Origin of the sequence: Hufsiella ginkgonis (assembly GCF_009834915.1) — a bacterium.
Classification (GTDB): domain Bacteria; phylum Bacteroidota; class Bacteroidia; order Sphingobacteriales; family Sphingobacteriaceae; genus Hufsiella; species Hufsiella ginkgonis.
The window spans coordinates 1411443-1431638 of sequence record NZ_WVHS01000001.1 but is presented as its reverse complement, the minus strand read 5'-3'; the positions used below and the strand labels follow the sequence as shown (position 1 = coordinate 1431638).

Sequence of the window (20196 nt, the reverse complement as noted above, 5' to 3'; positions counted from 1 at the left end):
CTGATGATAGCAGCTAGCTGATAGCTGATGGCTGATAGCCTACGAAAGCGCTTTCTTCTCCATAAGGAAAGAGATGAACAACCCCAATCCGCCGAAGATGCTGAGGAGAGAAACATAGAGGAAAAATACGTTATCGTTGTCGCGCGATGAATCCGCAAAGGTATAGAACGCGTTATCCAGCATAAACGCGATGAAAAGGCCGATGCCGGCGCCCATCAGCAGTAATCCCCATTTCAGGTTCTTATAGGGTTGAGGAGTCGCTTTGTTTAGTTTGGGGTCCATGCCGTTCTGGATCATGGCCATCGTTTCTTTGTTGCTGAGGTACCGCAATCCAAAGATCATTGCAAATAACCCGATCCCGAGCAGGATTGGGATTAATTCTTCGGGTACGCTGTTTACATGTTCGTGCATGTCGTTACTTTTTAGTTGGTTAATATGATTTGGGGATTATGACAACATAGAAATGAAAGAGGTTACACCCTCCTGTTCACATTATGGGCAAGACATCTTATGCTATTAGCTATCAGCCAGCAGCTGTCAGCTATCAGCTAATCGTTATCAGCCAACACCTATCAGCTAATAACGTGTAACCTGCCATCAACAACCCGCGTCAAACAACCTGTAACATGCGTTCGGACCAGGAATTGATACAGGAAGTACTTTCGGGCGTACAGGCTTCATATGCGGAGCTTGTGCGGCGTCACCAGCGTTTTGTATTCACCCTGGCGCTGCGTTTTGCCCGCAAGCGCGAAGATGCCGAAGAGATCGCACAGGATTGTTTCGTAAAAGCATACCGCTCTCTGCATACTTTTAAGCGAACGGCTAAATTTACCACGTGGCTTTACAGCATTGTATATACCACATCGATGACCTTCCTGCGAAAAAAACAACTGGATACGCATTCGATCGACGATACGACACAGGATACGGGCGCATGGGAGATCGCTTCTTTCGATGCCGACATCACGGAGCAGCGTTCCCGCTCGGTGTATGTAAACCAGGCGATCGGTCAGTTGTTACCAGATGACAGGGCCATTATCACCCTGTTCTATTTAGGAGAGCTATCGCTGGAAGAAATCGCTGAAACGCTTAACATCGAAACAAATACGGCAAAGGTAAAGCTGCACCGGGCACGTCAGCGGCTGCGCACCAGGCTCGGGCAGTTATTGAAACACGAAGTAAATGAACTACTATGAAGCAAATAAAGGAACAGCAGGTATGGGATTACCTCGATGGCACGCTGCCCCCCGGAGAACAGGAGATGATGCGGCGCCTCATTGCGGAAGACCCGGAGTACGCGGCCCTGTTCAAAGAGTTTTCCGCTTTGAATGATACGCTTAACGGCATGGAGGCCGATGAGCCCTCCATGAGCTTTACCCGCCACGTAATGGAGCAGGTTAGCCTGGCGCCTGCACCCGGCACGGTACGCTCGCTGGTAGACAAACGGATTATTTATGGTATCGCCGCTTTTTTTATGCTCACCATGGCGGGCGGACTCGCTTATGTACTATTAAACGTAAACTGGTCGCAGGGCACACCTGCGAGCCCCGGGACAGGCACCCTGTCGTCCGTTAAACTTTCGCTGCCGCAGAACCCTGTTTACTTGCAGGGATTTGCACTGCTGGAAGTGATCATGGGCTTGTATTTCATCGATACGCTACTCCGCAAAAGAGCCGTGAAACAGCCGGACTAAAAAAATTAAAAAAATTAAAAACTATTTGGCCGGCGAAATCGTTTATACTAATGAACCAAGATAATTGGTTTAATTGTGATAAGGTTTAGGTTGAAGAGTCCCGGCATTTGTTCGGGACTCTTTATTTTATGACTCACGTCCGGCGAAGGCAAAAAATGGATCAGGCTTAAAAGTTTGGGAGCTATTAGCTGTCAGCAATCAGCTTTGATTACACCGTCAAACCTGGAATCCTACTCAGGAATAGCTCAACGTCAATTACTTATCTTGTAAAGGCATACTTACGGGCTGAATGCTGATAGCTGACAGCCAAATCTTACTCCCCGGAAATTCAGCTTGATCCCAAAAATTTCACGCAAAGAGCGTGGACCCTAAAGCGCCCTACTCCGACCTGATCCTGCTTACCGGGTTTGCCACCGCCGCTTTCAGCGACTGGAAACTCACCGTAATGATCGCCACGATCAATGCTGCCAATCCCGCCAATGCGAACATCCACCACGTGAGGCTGATGCGGTATTCGAAATTCCGCAGCCATAAGCTGGTAGCATACCACGCGATCGGGATGGCGATGAGCGACGCCAGGAGGACCAGCTTCAAGAATTCTTTCGATAACAAGCCGGCCAGGCTTTGCACAGACGCCCCCAGGATCTTGCGGATGCTCAGCTCTTTGGCGCGCTGTTCGGCGGTAAAGGCAGAGAGCCCGAACAATCCCAGGCAGGAGATCAGGATGGCGACGCCGGTAAACGCATTGATGATCCGTGCGAGCGTGATCTCAGACTCATATTGCTTGCTTACCTGTTCGTCGAGGAAATTATATTCAAACGGCACCAGGGGCACCACCCGCTTCCACGATGCCTCGAGCCTGCCAAGCAGCTGCTGGTAATCCGTCGCACCGGTAGCCACGATAACATTGGGGAGATCTGCGTCCTGCGACGAATACCGCAGCATAAACGGGTTCACTTTTTCGTGTAACGAGGCTACGTTAAAATCTTTCATCACACCGGCGATCTCCAGCGTATCGCCGTCTGCCCGGTACATCCGCGCACCTTCGGCATTTTCGGGCCTGATGCCCAGTTCGCGGATAGTGGCTTCGTTCACCAGCACGCGTCCTTCATCGGCCCCGGTAAAATCGTGCCCGCTAATAAGTTTAATACCCATCGTTTTAACGAAGCCGAGGTTGGTTACCATGTACTGGATAGAGAAAGCATCCTGTGGCTGCTGCCCCTGCCCGTACATCCGGATGTCGTTAAATATAAACTGGCTCGGGTAATTGTTTGCGTTACTTACGGAGGTGATGCCCGGCATGCCCGCTACCAGGTTTTTATACGCGGTAAGATGCTGCCGCGATTCGGGGGTATTGAACGGGATAATGATGCGCTGCGTAGTGGCGTACCCCAGGTCTTTCCCAGCAAGGTACTTAAGCTGGAAATTAACCACCAGGATCCCGCTGATGAGTACCACGGCCACCACGAACTGGATGGTTACCAGGCCCCTGCGGATATTCGCAGCCGATACGTGGCTGGAAAAATTCCCCTTGATCACGCTGGTGATGTTAAATCCCGAAAGGTAAAAGGCCGGGTAGCTGCCTGCTAAAAGCCCGGTAAGCAATACCAAACCTGTCACCATCAGCCAGATGGACGTTTGCTTAAAAAACGAAAGTGTAATGGCACTGCCCGAAAGCTGGTTGAGAAACGGCAGCAGCAGCCAGAGCAGCGGCAGGGCCAGCAAGATCGCGAAAACAGACAACATCAGCGATTCGCCAAGGAACTGCCGCACCAGATCGCCCTTTGCCGCTCCGGCCACCTTCCGTACCCCTACTTCCTTGGCGCGTTTGGCCGAGCGTGCGGTAGAAAGGTTCATAAAATTGATGCATGCCGTAAACTGGACCAATGCCGCAATAACCAGCAGGATAGACAGGAATTGCGTACTCACGGGCTTATCTGAATTGGCGCCATAACCCGGCGAGGTATGAATGGCCGGAACGGGAAGCAGGTTTAATACCTTACGGCGCCCCTGCGCTCTCAGCTGATCGCCGGCATATTTATCCAGGAAAGCGGGCAGCTTTTTTGTAAATGCTTCCGCGGCCGATGTCGGCGCAAGGCGAATGTAAGCGTATACGAAATTGTTTCCTATCCAGGTATTGTCATTTCGCACAAACTCACCAATACCACCGCTGTTCATAGACATAAAGAAATTGGCATTGATATGCGACTTGCCAAGCTGATCGTCGACCACGCCGGTTACTTTAAAGCCATGTTTACCGAAAGAATTATCGATCTGCACCACTTCACCGATGGGGTTCTTACCCGCGAAAAGTTTTTCGGCGGTTTTGCGGGTGAGCACGATGCTGTACGGGTCGTGGATAGCCGCCGCGGAATTACCGTACACAAAGTGATAATCGAATAGCTGGAAGAAGGTGGAATCGGCAAAAACGCCCTCTGTTTCATAAAAAGACTTATCGCGGTAGCTGAACAGGTGCTTTTTTACACCGGGCGGGATCACCATCCTGGTGTATTGCTCCACTTCCGGGAAATCTCTTTTAAGTGCGGGACCAACAGGCGGCGAGGTGGTCCCCATCGGGTTGCCCGTATCGCCTTTTGATGCGAGCAGCGAAGTGATGCGAAAAATGCTGCCCGCTTTCGCGTGATGCTGGTCATAGCTGTACTGGTCTTTCACATAAATAAGAATGTAAAGACAGCAAAGTGTTCCGGCCGTAAGGCCCACGATGTTGATAACGGAGAAGGTCGAATTCTTAACCAGGTTACGAAAAGCGATCTTGATATAGTTTTTTAGCATAACGGTATATTTTATCGGACGTTAAACGCAGGAGGTTAAACGTATTAGTTGGTTCCGGTTAATTTTATGGTATCAATTTTTTAAAGCAATGGCAGGAACGTAAAACGTTTCCTTATTCAGTTTTCAAACTCCTTACCGGGTTCGCCAGTGCCGCTCTTACCGCCTGTACACCCACGGTTAACATGGCAACCGCCATCACGATAGCGCCGCCGGTAAGCAGCATCCACCATTGCGGATGTATGCGGTAAGCGAAGTTTTGCAGCCATAGGTTCATGAGCCACCACGAAAGGGGAGCCGCTAACAGGAAAGCAACCGCCACCATCCTGGCAAATTCTTTCGACAGCAGCTGCACGATGCCCGGCACGCTGGCGCCCAGCACCTTACGGATCCCGATCTCTTTGGTACGCTGCTCCATAATAAACAAGGCGATGGCAAACAGGCCCATACAGCTGATCAGGATAGTCAATATCGCACCGGAAGTAAAGATGGTGGTCATCATCTCTTCGTTCCGGTACTGCCGGTTGGTGTTTTCTTCGAGGAAAGTAGGGTCCGCTTTGGCGGACGGGTTTACGCCCTTCCATACAGCGGTTACGGCTTTCATGGAGCCGGCGAGGTCGTCGGGCTTTACTTTTACGTAAATGTACTGCGGAGCGTTTTCCGCGCGGATAGACATGGTAAGCGGCTCGATGTCTTTATGCAGCGACTTGAAGTTAAAGTCCTTCACCACCCCGATCACCACCAGGTTATGACCGTCGCCGATGGGAAGCAGCGTCCCTACCTGGTTTTTCCCGCCTATCTGCTGCGCCATTTTCTCGTTGATGAGCACGGAGGCACTATCGTCAAAGTCGCGGCTGAAATCGCGGCCGGCGAGCAGCGGGATGTCAAGTGTTTCGAGATAATCGTAGTCTACCCGCTGCCAGTGTGTTTTAATCTCGCGGTTGTGGTAGTCGAAACCTATCACAGACGTACGGGAGGAACCGTCCTTTCCGCGTCCCAGGTTGTTATCGGTGCCCGAAACAGCGAGCACGCCGGGAACTGCCGCCAGCTTTGCACGCATGAGCTTCAACACGCTTTCGCCGTCGGGCCCGGTGCCAACCGGGATGCTGATCACCTGCGTTTTGTTATAACCCAGCGGCTTGCTGCGCAGGTAACGCATCTGCGAGCTGATAATGAAGGTAGAAGTGATCAGCAAAATGGCGATCACGAACTGGGTGCTGATAAGCACGTTGCGCAGCTTGTTCTTCGAATTCATTTTCAACCCGCCTTTGAGCGTAAGGATGGTATTGAATTTCGACATTACAGCAGCCGGGTAACCTCCCGCGAAAGCGGTAACGGCTAAAAAAAGCACCAGGAACCAGGCAAGCACCTTGGGCGAAAACAAAACAGAGAAGGTGAGCACCGACCGCATTTCGGCGTTAAAGTAGCCGAGCAGTACCTGTGCAAGAAGACCGCCCAGCGTCAGCGCAAACAGGCAGGTGATAAGCGCTTCGCCCCACAACTGGGTAAGGATCTGTGCGCGCCCGGCGCCCAGGGTTTTACGCATCCCGATCTCCCGCGAGCGGGTGAACGATCCGGCCAGCGACAGGTTGATAAAATTGGTGCTGGCGATAAACAGGATAAAGATGCTGAGCACGATAAGAAGCCATGGAAAAACGATGCTCGTAGCATTGCCGATGCTGGTGGTCTTATTAAAGTGCATGTCGGGAAGAGAGATGAGCCGCAGGCTGATCACCTGGCCATCAGGCCCCGGCTTACCGCCGTCACGTGTTAAAGTGTTAATATCTTCGGCGAAGTATTTGTTGATAAATGCGTGGCTGCTTTGTTCAAAACGTTGCGGGTTCATATCTTCCCTAAGCTGCACGAATACGTTATGGTTCAAATTTCCCCATTGATCTGCGTTGCTGCGATAGTTACCCGCATTTTCGAAACGCACCAGTACATCAAACCGGATGCTCGAATTGTTAGGAAGATCCTTTAAAATCCCCGACACCACGAACGTTTTCCACACGCCGTCGGCATTCAACTGTACCGGTTTTCCCAGGGTTGCCGTGGTGCCGAACAGCTTTTGCGAGGCATTTTCCGTTAGCACCACCTGCTCAGGGCCGCTCAGCGCCAGCCTGGTGTTCCCGCTGATCAGCGGGAAGCTGAACATCTGCAAAAAAGACGGATCCACGTAGTTGATGCCGAGGTCCAGCTCCTTACTTCCCTGCCGCGACGCCACCATGCCACCCATTACCCGGGTAACGGCCGTTACGCCGCTCAGTTCCCGTTTTACCGCCGGAGCCATGGGCACCGGCATGTTATCGGAAAAATCCGTTTTTTGTGCGCGGTGCTGCTCCAGGGAGAGCAGGTGGATGGTTTGTTTATTGATGTGGAAATCATCGAACGTAAGCTGGTTGGCGGCTACAATGAACAGCAAAATAGCCGCCCCGAAAGCAACGCCAAGCCCGATGATATGAATGGAAGTAAACAGCTTACGTTTCCAGAGATTTCTTAATGATGTTTTGATATAGTTTTTAAACATGACCTGTACTGGTTAAAATTATTATTCTATTCGCAGGCAGCATCCTGGTAAGTCCTTTGATCTCCTTAAAATCATTGAGCAGGAACTGCGCGAATGGTGGCGCAACGGCGCCGAGCTCCAACGATTTCGCATGGGTGCCAGGGTTTAAGAAGGTACGCTCCAACCGGTAAATGTTACCGGCATTATCGTTGTACTTGTCGTAACTCAGCTCGTTGACAATATAAGCGATTATGAGCAGGCAGCACGTAAGGCCCACCGTTAAGCCAAACAGGTTGATGCCGGAAATAAACTTGTACTTAACCAGGTTACGGAACGCAATTTTGAAATAATTCTTGATCATAACTGTTTGCTTAAGGTTGGACGTTAACAGTTCGACATGGGATGTGCTGCTTAATTGTACTTATGTTCACTGGTTTTTGTCCTATTCACTACACTATGGCCACCTGGGGCAACGTAAAGGTCCAACGTCTCACGTTCCCTACTCTGTTCTCAAACTCTTCACCGGGTTCGCTATTGCCGCCTTTATCGCCTGGTAGCTGATGGTGGCTACTGCGATGAACACCGAGATCACGCCCGTTACTGCGAACACCCAGATGCTGATCGGCACCCGGTAAGTATATGACTGCAGCCAGGTATGCATGCCCCACCAGGCAAGCGGAACGGCCACCACGAAGGAAATGCATACGAGCTTGAGAAAATCGGTGGAGAGCAGCGTAGTAATGCTGGAAACCGAGGCTCCCAATACCTTCCGCACACCGATCTCTTTGATCCGGTTCTCTGCCATATACGTGGCCAGGGCAAAAAGGCCAAGACATGAAATAACAATGGTGAGGCCGGCGAAAAGGCCTGAAAGTGTCCCGATACGTTTTTCTTCGGCGAACTTATGACCGTATTCATCGTCTACGAACTTAAACGCGGGCGGGTAATCCGGGTTGTACTTCTTAAAAATGGCTTCGGTCTTAGCGAGGTTATCGCTGGTAGCGCGTGCGCTGTTCAGCCTGAGATGGATCACGTTGAACCAGGCTTTCGGTCCCTGCACGATCATGGGCGATACCGGCTCGTAAGGCGATGAAAGGATAAAATCGGGTATTACGCCAACTACATGCCATTTACCGTCGTCGCCATTAGTAACGGTTTGCCCGATAGGGTCCTTAAAACCCATGATCTTAACCGCGGCCTCGTTCAGCAACATGGCATTCGAGTCGGTAGGGTAGGTTTTTACATCTATGTCCCTCCCGCGCAGGATGCGTAACCCGGTGGTCTTCGCAAAATTGCCGTCGACGTTATAAATACAGAAGTCCAGTTTCGCATTGGGATCTTTTCCTTTCCAGCTATAGCCCCAGCTATCACTCCATTTTTGGGTAATAGGCGCACTGGTTTTGGTGATGGAGGTTACCGCGCCGCTATTCAGCAGTTCGTTGCTGATCGCCGTATAATGCTTCTCTACATCGCCCTGGATAAAGGTGTACACCAGGTTATCTTTTTTGTAGCCGGTTTCCCGGGCCTGGGCATACCGGATCTGCTGGTTAACGATAATGGTGCAGATAATAAGCCCGATAGCGAAAGTAAATTGCATCACCACCAATATTTTTCTCGGCGTAACCAGCGCATGGGCGGCTTTAAAAGTACCCTTCAGCACGCTTACCGGTTTGTAGGCCGACAGGTAAAACGCAGGGTAGCTGCCCGCGATAATGCCGGTCAGCATGACGAACACCAGGCTCGCCAGCCAGAATAACACGCTACCATATGGAATGGATAAATGCTTGTCGGTAAGCTCGTTGAATCCCGAAAGGCTTAGCTGTACAATGATCATCGCCACCATCCCGGCCAGGAGCGAGATCAGTATCGATTCGCCCAGGAACTGCGATACCAGCAGTCCTTTTTGTGCGCCCACTACTTTACGGATCCCTACTTCTTTTGCCCGTTTTTCGCTCCGTGCCGTGCTCAGGTTCATAAAATTGATGCAGGCGATCAGCAGGATAAAGCCGGCGATAATACCGAACAGCCGCACCACCCCGATCCTCCCGCCAACGATCTGGCCGTTCTCGAACTTAGAATACAGGCGCCACTTGGTGATCGGGTGCACGAACACCTCGATGTCTTTTGTGTCAGAGTGCGATTTGGTAATGTTCCTAAACCTATTGTTAGCCATGGCCTCGGTTACGCCGGGCTTTAAAAGCACGTAAGTTTGCACCGAATTGTTACCCCAGTAGTTATCGTCCCAGCCGATGGTCTTCATGTACGACCAGGGGAGCAGGAATTCGAAATCGAAACGGGTATTGGCAGGCAGGTCCTTCATTATGCCGGTAACCGTAAACTGGGCGATGCTGTCTATACGGATCACTTTTCCGAACGCATCCGCCTCACCGAATAGCTTTTGCGCCAGTTTCTCGGTGATCACGATCGAGCCTGCTTTGCCAAGGGCCCTGGCCGCATCGCCCTTAAGCAGCGGGAAGCTGAAGATCTTCAGGAAGTCCGGATCGGTGAGGTACCCCGAACTGTTCAGGTGTTTCTCTCCCACGGAGGTAAGGAACGTACCCTGCGTTACCCTGGCTGCGTTCTCTACCTGTGGATAGTCTTTCCGCAGCGCAGCGCCCATCGGTTTTGGAGTAGTGCCCCAGCACCAGAGCTTTCCATCAAATACCGAGCGGTTGTACATCTGGTAAATGCGCTCGCTTTTTTCGTGAAACTGGTCAAAGCTGATCTCGCTGTAAATCCACAACAGGATAAGTACCGCGCTGGCCATCCCGATAGAAAGACCCGTAATATTGATAAAAGAGAAGCCTTTCTTTTTCCAGAGATTACGAAAAGCTACTTTGAGATAGTTTTTGAGCATGATTTCGGGTTTATTGGTTGAAGGTTCGGCGACGGACGTTTAACGTCGGCCTGGTTCGCATTTATTTTTATTGGTCTTATTTCCTGTCAACTGCTTCCTGGGCTCCCCCGGGGGGACGTACAACATCAAACGTCGCACGTCAAACCCTCTTGTTATTCCGTCTTTAAACTCTTTACCGGGTTTGCCAAAGCCGCTTTTATCGCCTGGAAACTTACGGTGGCCAGGGCGATGAGGAGCGCAGCCATGCCCATGTATACAAACATCCACCAGCCGATGGTGATGCGGTACGAAAAATCCTGCAGCCATTTGTTCAATATCAGCCAGGAAAGCGGCACAGAGATCACGATGGCCAGCAGCACCGGTTTTAAAAAGTCTTTCGAGATCATGGCGGCGATGCGCGAAACAGAAGCGCCAAGCACCTTCCGCACACCGATCTCCTTAAGCCGCTGCCGCACCACGATCAGGCTGATACCAAACAGGCCCATACAGGAGAGCACGATGGCCACGCCGGCGGCGATGGAGAACAGCCGCGACAACCGCTTCTCTTTGGCGTACCACCGCTCGATATTCTCTGTTACAAACGAGCCCTTAAACTCTTTGCCGGGCTCGAGCTTTGCGTAGGTCTTTTTTACCAGCTCCATGGTGGCGGCGGGATTGGTGGTGTTTACCTTTACCAGGATGTAAGCCATCGACTCTTCATGCTTCAGCATGATCGAGATCGGCTCCTTATCTTCGAACATCGAATAGAGGTGAAAATCGGGGATCACGCCCACTATATGCAGTTTCGCTTGAGCGGAATCGGCGAAAAATTCCATTCCTACCGCGTGCCCGTCTGTGAGCTGTTTGGCCATACTTTCGGTAACGATCACCGCATTGACGGAATCGGATGCGTAGGCAGAAGAAAAATCCCGTCCTTCTACCTGCTTGATAGTAAGCGTTTTCAGGAAGTCGTAATCCGCTTCCATCCAGTTGGTGCGCACCACTTTGCCTTTATAGCCGAAGTTGGACGACCACTTCCCGGTGTTGCGGTCTTTGCCGATCCCCAGGTTAAAGGAAGAACCGGAAACGCTCACGATAGCGGGTTGCGACGCTAGCTGCAGGCGCATCGTCCGGATAAGTTCCTTTCCTTTAGATTGATCGTAAACCGGGATGCTGATCATAGACGTGGTAGTATAGCCAAGCGGCGCCGACCGTAAATGCCGGAACTGCCGGTAGATCACCATGGTGGTGCTGATGAGCACACACGCGATAATGAACTGGAACGCCACCAGCGTATTTCGAAACAACCCGTTGGTTTTTAGCGCGATTTTGCCTTTTAATACTTCCACCACCTTAAGTTTCGTCATGGCCAGTGCCGGGTAGCTTCCCGCAAACAGCGAAACAAACAACAGGATGCCCGGGAGTAACAGCCCTATCACCGGATCATATAACAGCGAAGTTTCCAGCTTCGCCACGAACAGCTGGTTAAACGATGGAATGAGCAGTACCGCGGCAGCCACCCCGATCACCATAGCAACCAGGGTAGTAACAAAGCCCTCGCCCCAAACCAGCGTCCATATATTGGCCTTACCTGCGCCCAGGCATTTACGCACGCCCATTTCCCTGGTACGTGTAAAAGAAAGCCCGATGCTGAGATTGATGAAATTGAAACAGGCGATCACAAGGACCACCACACCGGTAAGTACCAGGATGTAGAGGAAAGAGCGGTTCACCCGGTCGCCGGTGCCTATCTCCGGGTTAAAGTGCACATCGGCAAGCGGCAATAATTTCAAGCCCGAAAAGTCGCCTTTAGCATCGGCCCGGTAGCCACGCGCCTTCATTAGTCCGATGTTTGGCGGCATATGTGTTTTAACGAAAGAACGGAGCCTGTTTTCCGTCGATTCTTGGGTGGTATTTTCGGCCAGCTGCACATACACCGGGTGATGCTGGTTATTCCATTCGTCTTTAATAGCCGGGTAATGGCCATGAGTTTCGGTACGTGCCAGGGCACCAAACTGGATGGAAGAATTAACCGGCGGATTTTCGATCACCGCCGATACCTCCAGGCTCTTCCAGGTGCCGCTGATCTCCGTCTCTACGGTCTTGCCCACCGGGTCTTCGCTGCCGAAAAGGCTTGCCGCATCATTTGCGCTCAGCACTACCTTCCCCAAATCGGCCAAGGGGTTCACCCGGTTCCCTTGTAATATCCTGAAGGAGAACATCCGGAGGAAATCGGGATCCACCAGCACCGTGGTAAGCTCCAGCTCCTTGGCCTTATAGCGAATTTTGCCGCCGCCGTAACGCACACGTGTAAATTTGGTGATCCCGATATTGTCGGCTTTTAACGCCGGACCGGCCGGGTAAGCCATCACTTCGCTCAGTTCGGGCCCGTTGGCGGCGTTCGAAAAACTGTAGACCTTATAGATCTTATCCCCGTTTACGTGAAACTTGTCGAACGAAAAATCCTGGTAAACCGATAAAAACAAGAGTATGCTGCACGCAAACGCCACCGCCATACCCGCCACGTTAAAAAACGTATACAGCTTGTTTTTCAGCATGTTGCGATAAATCGCTTTCAAATTATGTCCCATACCTTTCTATTTACTATTCTCTACTCTTTATCCGCTATTCCCTTCACTCATTCCTAAGCGACCTCACCGGGTTAGCCATGGCCGCCTTCACCGCCTGGAAGCTTACCGTTAACAGCGCGATAAACACAGCCACCGCGGCAGCACCTGCAAATACCCACCATCCAATAGTTACCCGGTAAGTAAAATCCTGCAGCCAGTAGTGCATTGCCCACCACGCCAAAGGCGAAGCGATCACGATAGCGATGACCACCAATACAATAAAATCCTTTGATAACAACCGCACGATACCGCTTACGCTCGATCCAAGCACTTTGCGGATCCCGATCTCTTTGGTGCGCTGCTCGGCGGTAAAAGCCACCAGCGCGAATAATCCCAGGCAGGCCACAAAGATCGAAAGACCGGTAAAGGTTCCGAACACCGCGCCAATGCGCTGGTCGGCACGATACAGCATATCGAAATCCGTATCGAGAAAACTATAGTCGAACGGTGTGGCCGGCGAAAACACCCGCCACTTATCCTGCAGCGCCTTCACCACGTGCGAAGGATCGCCCGGCGCTACGCGCACCACTACATAGGAACTCCGGATATCGTACGTATGAGAGGAAGTGTGGAACAACGCGAACGGTGTAACCGCGTAATGGAGCGACTCCACGTTAAAATCGCGCACGATCCCGATCACCTTATACGATTCCATATGGCCGCCGGGGTACCTGATCAGCTGACCGAGGGGTTTCTTCCAGCCAATCTGTTTTACAGCCGTTTCATTGAGTATGATGGATGCGGAATCTTTAAATTCTTTGGAGAATGCACGGCCGGCGACCAGCTTCAGCCCCATGGACGATATAAAATCATCGTCGGCCATGTACGAGTTCAACGTCAGGTCCTTGGCTACCTGCTTATCTTCATCGCCCGCAATGGGCACATAAAAATCACCAAAAGCATCTTTCGTGGGAACACCCGTGGTGATGCTCGCATTGAGCACCTGCGGCAGTTGGGCCACTTCGTTCCTGAATGCTTTCTCGCTCTCGCCCAGCCGCTTGCTGTTGGCGATAACGATCACGTTCTCTTTGGTAAGCCCCAGGTCGCGGTGCTGCGCATAATGCAGCTGGTTATACACCACCATGGTGCAAATGATCAGTGCGGTGGATACCGTAAACTGGAAAACCACCAGCCCGCTGCGCAAGTTCCTGCTTCCCCGATGCCCGCCCGGGAGCCCTGTCCCCTTTAATACCGTTACCGGGTTAAACGACGTAAGTACAAATGCGGGATAGCTGCCGGCCACAAAACCGCTGAACAGGATGAGCAGCACCAGGATCAGCCAGGTGCCATTCGTAAAAAACGAGCTGAACACCAGCGACTTCCCGGCCAGCTGGTTAAACCATGGCAGGGTAAGCTTTACGGCGATAAGCGCAATGGCAGAAGCAATCACACTAAAAAGGAACGCCTCGGCTAAAAACTGGCCGATAAGCTGTTTCCTGGCCGAGCCAAGCACCTTACGGACGCCTACTTCCCGCGCTCTTTTGGCCGACTGGGCCGTAGAAAGATTCATGAAATTAACACAGGCCAGCAGCACCACGAACAGCGCCACGAGCGAGAAGATATACACATACTTAATATCGCCCTGGTCTGTCACGCCGGATTGCACGGCGCCCGAACGCAGGTGAATATCTTTTAACGGCTGTAAATGAAGGTCCCATTTTCCGCCCTTCTTTAAAAACTCCTCGTATGGCTGCCCGATCCGCGCAAAGGCGCTCACGGCTTCCACCTTCATCATGGCGGGGAACTTCGCCTCCAGCCTGGCGATGGCGGCGGCATCGGCGGGTACGTTCTTTTTCAGCTTTACATAGGTGGCCATATTAAGCCATACCCAGCTCCAGCTAAAGCGGTGTACATCACGAAAGTTGTTAACCGGCATCACCACGTCGAACTGCAGCGACACCGGGTTTGTTTGTTTGGCCAGCACACCCGTTACCACGAAAGGATAGCCGTCCACGTCATATAACAGCTCTTTTCCCAGGGGATCGGCGTCGCCAAAATATTTCTTCGCTATCTCTTCAGAAATCACGATGGAGTTGAGCTCCCGGAGGCACGTTGCCTGGTCGCCCTGCTTCAGCGGGTAATTCAATACCTCGAAAAAGTTAGAGTCGACGCCGAATATTCCTTTCTCGGTGAACAGGCGGTCGTCGCCGCCTTTTTTGTACCGGATCACTTTTTCGCCCGGGCGATAGATCCGCGCGAAGCTTTCCACCTCCGGGAAATTGCGCAGCAGGGCAGATCCGGCGGTAGGCGGAGTATAGCCGGCGTAAAACTCTTCGGCACCCATTTTCCCGTTAATGTTCACCCGGAAAATGCGATCGCTGTCGTTAAACGAACGGTCGTAGCTCAGCTCGTTCTTTACATACAGCGAGATCAGGATCACGCAAGTCATCCCGATGGCCAGGCCGCTTATGTTAATAAAGGTGAAACCTTTCTTTTTAAGGAGGTTCCGGAGGGCGATGTGGAGGTAGTTGCGTAGCATGATATCGGGATTGACGTTGAACGTTAGACGTTTTACGTATTACATGATTGATGTTATATTTAATGTTCCTGCTTCTGTTATAATACTTCACTGAGCTTTTACTCCGTCCTCAGGCTCTTCACCGGGTTGGCCAGCGCCGCCTTGATCGACCGGTAGCCGATGGTAACCGCCGCTATGGCGAATGTACCCCCTATCGCCAGCAGGAAGATGCCCGGGCCAATGCCCATTTTGTACTGGAATTCTTCCAGGTATTTACGCATGGCCCACCAGGCCAGCGGCGCCGCAATTAAAAACGCGATCACCAGCAGGCGCGAAAATTCTTTGCCGAAGATCCAGAGGATACCCGGGATGGTGGCGCCCAGTACCTTGCGCAACCCGATTTCTTTGGTTTTACGTACGGCCATGAACGAAATCAGTCCATATAATCCCAGGCTCCCTATCAGCACCGCAATCCCCGCAAAGGCTTGTGTAAGCTTGAGCATGATGTTGTCCATCCGGTAAAACCCGGCGATGCTATCGTCGAGAAACTGGTATTCGTACAGGTAATCCGGGTAGGTTTCGTTCCAGATCTTCTGGAATGCCGGCAACGTGGTCTTCGCAGATCGCATGTCGATCTTTACCGCGCAGTTTCCATAGTTCCCCCAATCAGAGCTGATGCATACCGCCGAGATCTCGCTGCGGAACGAATAGTTATAGAAGTCCTTCACCACACCCACGATAGGGGCTTTAACGGTGCGGTTCACGGTGAGCAGTTTACCGATCACCTCCTTCGGCGATTTAAGCCCCAGCTTCTTCACGAAAGTTTCGTTCACCAGGAACTCGCGCGCGGTATCGGCCGGGTAGAGGTTACGACCGGCCACCAGCGTGAGGCCAAACGTTTTCAGGTATTGGTCGTCGGCGTTCTTGGTGTTAACGCTCCAGTGTTCTTCCTCGGCGCGGTTCTCGTAAATAAGGCCGGTGGTGTTATTAGAACTTGCGGCGGGCGCCTGCCAGCAAAGCGAGAGGTTTTGTACGCCCGGTAATTCCTGCAGCCTGCTGCGGAGCGCGGTCATTTTTACCTTATCGTTGTCGGGTAATGGCAGCATTACTACGGCATCTTTGTTAAAGCCCAGGTCGGAAGTACGTGAATAGCGGATCTGGCCGGCAATTACCAGGGTGCCGATGATCATCATTTGCGAGATGGAAAACTGCGCCACTACCAGGATCCGCCGAAGCGAGAAGCCGCCAATGTGCCGTTGGGAGAGTTTGCTTTTAAGGGCCAGCACCGGCTGAAAGCGGGCCAGTACCAGCCCGGGATACGAGCCCGACAAAAAGGTGACCACTACGCCCAGCAGCACCAGGAACGCCAGCAGCGGCCCGTTGCTGAACAGGTGCAGCGACATTTCAGACTCGAACAGGTTGTTAAGCCACGGCAGCCCCACTGCGGAGATGGCCACCGCAAGTACGATGGCAGATGCGGTGATAATGGCGGTTTCGGCAATAAACTGCCAAAAAACCTGCGACTGCAGGCTGCCCAACACCTTGCGGATACCCACTTCGCGCGAACGGTTGAGCGCCTGGGCCGTGGCGAGGTTGATGAAATTCACGCTGGCCGTAACGATCAGGAACACGCCGATAAAAAACAACGCCCATAAATACTTGGTATCGGCATAACCGTCGTAATCCGGGTTAAAGTGCATATCGGCCACGGGCTGCAGCGCGAACCGCCAGATCTTTTGGTCCCGGCCTTTAAAGTATTTTTTGCTGATGAGCGGCATCGCCGCCGCCACTTTTTTACTGTTTACGTTTGGTTTAAGCAAGGCGTAGGCTTTGCAGCCGCTGTAAACGCCGCCCCAGCTGTCGTTGCCGGCAATCCAGGGGTTCCAATCCTTCAGGTTTATGTATGACAGGTAGATCTCCTGCCGCAGGTCGGTATTCTCCGGGATGTCGCGCAGCACACCGGTTATCTTGTAATCGAACCGGTTATCCACGCGGATCACCTGGTTCATCGGGTTTTTATCCCCGAAATATTTTTTTGCAAGCTTCTCCGTCACCAGCGCGGTACCGGGCTCTTTCAGCATGGTTGCCCGATCGCCTTTGAGTAACGGGAAATCGAAAATATCGAAGTAAGCCGGTTCAGTATAGGCGATCCCCCACCGTTCAGAAAATTTCTTTAGCTCCCCGCCGTTTTTTACGGAAATGAGGATGTTCTGGTAATCTACAATGCGCGCGGTTTTTTCCGCAAAATCGAAATCCTCCCTGAACGCCTTACCCAGCGGCTGCGGCACCGCGGGCGAGTAGCCAATACCATCGTCGTGCCATTGGGTCACCAGCCGGTAGATGCGGTCCTTCCTGGTATGAAACGTATCAAAGCTGAGGTGAAACGAGATCAGCGTAAAGATGAGAATGCAGCAGGCGATACCCGATGCCAGCCCGACCACGTTAATGGCGGCAAACGAACGGTGACGGGTGAAATTGCGCCAGCCGATTTTTATGTAGTTAATTAACATAGTTTCTTGTTTACGGTTAGACGTTAGCGATTTACCTTCAGCCAAATCGTGCTCATCCTTTACGCTTATGCCGGACGGGTAAGGCAGAACGTCAAACGTCCAACCCCCCGGGGTCCGTTACACCAGGATATTCTCCGTTACCGCTTGCCCGTCGAGCATCCGGATGATCCGGTGCGTATAGCGTGCATCGTGTTCAGAGTGGGTTACCATGATGATCGTAGTGCCTTGCTCGTTCAGGTCGGTGAGGAGCTGCATCACGTCGTTACCGTTAGACGAATCGAGGTTACCGGTAGGCTCATCGGCGAGGATCAGCTTGGGATTGTTCACCACGGCACGCGCTACCGCCACACGCTGCTGCTGCCCACCCGATAGCTGCTGCGGGAAGTGATTGCGGCGATGCATGATCTGCATCTTATCGAGCACTTCTTCTACGCGGCGTTTACGCTCCGCGGCGCCTACCTTGGTATAGATCAGCGGGAGCTCCACGTTTTCGAACACCGTTAACTCGTCGATCAGGTTAAAGCTCTGGAACACGAAACCGATGTTGTGTTTGCGCAGGTCGGAACGTTTCCTTTCGTTAAACTTGGCTACTTCGATGCCATTGAACAGGTAACTGCCGTCATCGGGGTCGTCCAGCAAGCCCAGGATATTCAGCAGCGTCGATTTGCCGCAGCCCGACGGGCCCATAATGGCTACAAATTCACCCTCCTTAATCCCGAAGGAGAGGTTGTTGAGCGCGATAGTTTCTACTTCTTCGGTACGGTAGAATTTTTGGAGGTTGGTGATATTGATCATGTGGGTTGTGAGTTATCAGTTGTCAGTAATCAGTCGTCAGTTCTGAGCGGCAACCTGAATTATTTTATTAATTATTAGTTGTTTTAATTTCGTTACTTTGAATATGAAGGATTTTAAAACCCTATCCATGTGGAGCAGGAGTCACGAGCTCACGTTAAAAATATATGAGGTTACTAAGAATATGTTTCCGAGAGAAGAAATATTCGGGCTCTCTTCACAAGTCAGGAGATCGTCATCGTCTATACCAACCAATATTGCAGAAGGTTGTGGCCGCAACAGCGATGCAGAGCTGAAAAGATTTTTGGTAATCTCTACCGGCTCCTGCTCAGAATTAGAGTACCAACTACTTCTTGCAAAAGATCTTAAATACATTGATGAACCGTTATTTATCATAATGAACGCTGAAGTAACCGAAATCCGAAAAATGTTATTTCCTATATCAAAAAGCTTTAGTACAAATCATTGGCAGTTAGCCGGAACTGATCACTGACAACTGATCACGCGCTACTCCTTCTTCAACACCAACTCCTGTATATCCCCGAAATTCTCGTAGCTGCTGGTTACCACTTTGTCGCCGGGTTTCAATCCTTCCAGTACTTCGTAATAATCCGGGTCCTGCCGGCCGAGCTGTATGTCTACTTTATACGCGGTCTTGCCGTTCTCGCTTACTTTAAAGATCCAGTTTCCGCCGGTTTGCTGGTAGAAGCCGCCTTTGGGCACCAGTATTGCCTGTGTTTCGTCGCTTAGCGCAAGGCGGATCTGGAGGGTTTGTCCGCGTCGGATGTCTTTCGGCGTACCTTCGGCAAAGGCCATGTCCACCTGGAAACGCCCGTTAGTTACCTGGGTATATACCTTCCTGATCACCAGGTTGTAGGTTTTATCGCCAAGGGTAAAGTCGCCCTTAAGACCGGTAAAAATGCGGGTGATGTAATGTTCGTCAACATCCACACGCACTTTAAAACCGCTTAACACGTCGATCTGGCCGAGGCGCTGGCCCGGGCTGCGGTTCTGGCCGATCTCCGCATCCATCGAGGTGAGCTGGCCGTCCACCGGCGCGCGCACCACCAGGTCGCCTACCTTTTTGCGCATCAGCGCGAGGGCAGCCTGTGTACGCTGGTAGCCCTGCGTGGCCTGGTCCTGTTCTTCCCGGGTTGACACAGAATCCTGGCGAAGCACCTGCTCCGTTAACTTTTTACGTTTTACCTGGTACTCGTACTCCAGCTGCGACTTACGGAACTCCTGCAACCCGACGGCTTTTTTCTGGTACAGGTCTTTATTGAGGTTATACACCCGTTCCGCTTCGGTAAAAGAGCTGGCCACTTCGGCCATCTGGTTTAATTTACCGATGGTGTTTTGCCGCGCCGCGTTTTTAGAGATCTGCATTTGGGTAAGCAGGTTAAACACCTGCGTTTCCTGGTTTACCAGGCTTAGCTCCAGGTCGGTGTTAGAGAGGCGCATGATGGGATCGCCTTTCTTCATAAAAGCGCCGTCTTCCACGAATTTCTCTTCTACGCGGCCGCCTTCCATCGCATCCAGGTAGATGGTGGTGATCGGCATCACAATGCCATTTACAGGGATCGATTCCTGGAAAGGGCCTTTTTTAATTTCACTGACGGTGATCTTCCCGGTATCTACATTCACCTTCGTTTTGCCGGATGTAAAATAAACACTTGCCCCGATCAGTGCCAGTATTGCTGCAGCGCCGCCGATGGTAGCAAGGCGTTTCGAATTCCATTTCTTTTTTGGTATAACTCTGTCCATTTTATAGCTATTGGCCGGTAGCTATTGGCTGATGGCATGTTTTGGCAAACCAAAAGTCTTTGTTTTAAGACCGTTTGCAAACCGCAAGCCATCAGCTACCAGCCACCAGCTATTATACAACCATGTGCCAACCGCATAACCTATTGATAATAAGCGCTATTTATCGAACTGCCCGCAAACCCGCTGTTCGAAAACGAACACTTACTGCACGGTCCTG

At 51.7% G+C, this 20196-nt stretch carries 13 protein-coding genes; 3 read left to right on the top strand and 10 right to left on the bottom strand.

Annotated features, from left to right (window positions below; translation table 11 throughout):
• Nucleotides 1-39: 39 nt before the first annotated feature.
• Nucleotides 40-411: a DUF6249 domain-containing protein gene (locus tag GS398_RS06085; RefSeq protein ID WP_237488093.1), complete on the bottom strand. Its 372-nt coding sequence runs from the start codon at nucleotides 409-411 to the stop codon at nucleotides 40-42.
• 215 nt (nucleotides 412-626) lie between these two features.
• Between GS398_RS06085 and GS398_RS06080 the strand changes: the two genes are divergently transcribed.
• Together GS398_RS06080 and GS398_RS06075 are read left to right on the top strand one after the other, a co-directional pair.
• Nucleotides 627-1196: an RNA polymerase sigma factor gene (locus tag GS398_RS06080; RefSeq protein WP_160905803.1), complete on the top strand. Its 570-nt coding sequence runs from the start codon at nucleotides 627-629 to the stop codon at nucleotides 1194-1196.
• Nucleotides 1193-1693 (top strand): anti-sigma factor family protein, encoded by a 501-nt coding sequence (locus GS398_RS06075; RefSeq protein ID WP_160905802.1) that lies wholly within the window; start codon nucleotides 1193-1195, stop codon nucleotides 1691-1693. Before GS398_RS06080 ends, GS398_RS06075 begins: the two co-directional genes overlap by 4 nt.
• 378 nt (nucleotides 1694-2071) lie before the next feature.
• On the opposite strand, the gene GS398_RS06070 is transcribed toward GS398_RS06075, so the two are convergent.
• The 8 genes from GS398_RS06070 to GS398_RS06035 form a co-directional block, all read right to left on the bottom strand.
• Nucleotides 2072-4486 (bottom strand): ABC transporter permease, encoded by a 2415-nt coding sequence (locus GS398_RS06070; RefSeq protein ID WP_160905801.1) that lies wholly within the window; start codon nucleotides 4484-4486, stop codon nucleotides 2072-2074.
• A gap of 112 nt (nucleotides 4487-4598) precedes the next feature.
• Complete coding sequence (locus tag GS398_RS06065) at nucleotides 4599-7010, bottom strand: ABC transporter permease (RefSeq protein WP_160905800.1); 2412 nt, start codon at nucleotides 7008-7010, stop codon at nucleotides 4599-4601.
• Nucleotides 7003-7350 carry an ABC transporter permease gene (locus GS398_RS06060; protein ID WP_202405960.1) on the bottom strand — a complete coding sequence of 116 codons (348 nt, stop codon included), beginning with the start codon at nucleotides 7348-7350 and terminating at the stop codon, nucleotides 7003-7005. Before GS398_RS06060 ends, GS398_RS06065 begins: the two co-directional genes overlap by 8 nt.
• Before the next feature lie 138 nt (nucleotides 7351-7488).
• Nucleotides 7489-9846, bottom strand: coding sequence for an ABC transporter permease (locus tag GS398_RS06055; RefSeq protein WP_160905799.1), 2358 nt, complete (start codon nucleotides 9844-9846; stop codon nucleotides 7489-7491).
• A gap of 152 nt (nucleotides 9847-9998) precedes the next feature.
• The gene (locus GS398_RS06050; RefSeq protein ID WP_160905798.1) at nucleotides 9999-12416 is read right to left on the bottom strand and encodes an ABC transporter permease; all 2418 of its coding nucleotides are present in this window, start codon (nucleotides 12414-12416) and stop codon (nucleotides 9999-10001) included.
• Nucleotides 12417-12459: 43 nt separating this feature from the next.
• Nucleotides 12460-14934, bottom strand: a complete 2475-nt coding sequence (locus GS398_RS06045) for an ABC transporter permease (RefSeq protein ID WP_160905797.1) — start codon at nucleotides 14932-14934, stop codon at nucleotides 12460-12462.
• Between the two features lie 98 nt (nucleotides 14935-15032).
• Nucleotides 15033-17423, bottom strand: a complete 2391-nt coding sequence (locus GS398_RS06040) for an ABC transporter permease (protein WP_160905796.1) — start codon at nucleotides 17421-17423, stop codon at nucleotides 15033-15035.
• Between the two features lie 117 nt (nucleotides 17424-17540).
• Entirely contained in the window at nucleotides 17541-18218 is a 678-nt protein-coding gene (locus GS398_RS06035) for an ABC transporter ATP-binding protein (protein WP_160905795.1), read from the bottom strand.
• Nucleotides 18219-18321: 103 nt separating this feature from the next.
• On the opposite strand from GS398_RS06035, the gene GS398_RS06030 reads away from it, so the two are divergent.
• On the top strand, nucleotides 18322-18708 hold the full coding sequence (locus GS398_RS06030) for a four helix bundle protein (protein ID WP_160905794.1): 387 nt from the start codon (nucleotides 18322-18324) through the stop codon (nucleotides 18706-18708).
• Nucleotides 18709-18722: 14 nt separating this feature from the next.
• Here the strand turns inward: GS398_RS06030 and GS398_RS06025 are convergent, their stop codons facing one another.
• Nucleotides 18723-19979: an efflux RND transporter periplasmic adaptor subunit gene (locus tag GS398_RS06025; protein WP_160905793.1), complete on the bottom strand. Its 1257-nt coding sequence runs from the start codon at nucleotides 19977-19979 to the stop codon at nucleotides 18723-18725.
• Between the last annotated feature and the right edge of the window lie 217 nt (nucleotides 19980-20196).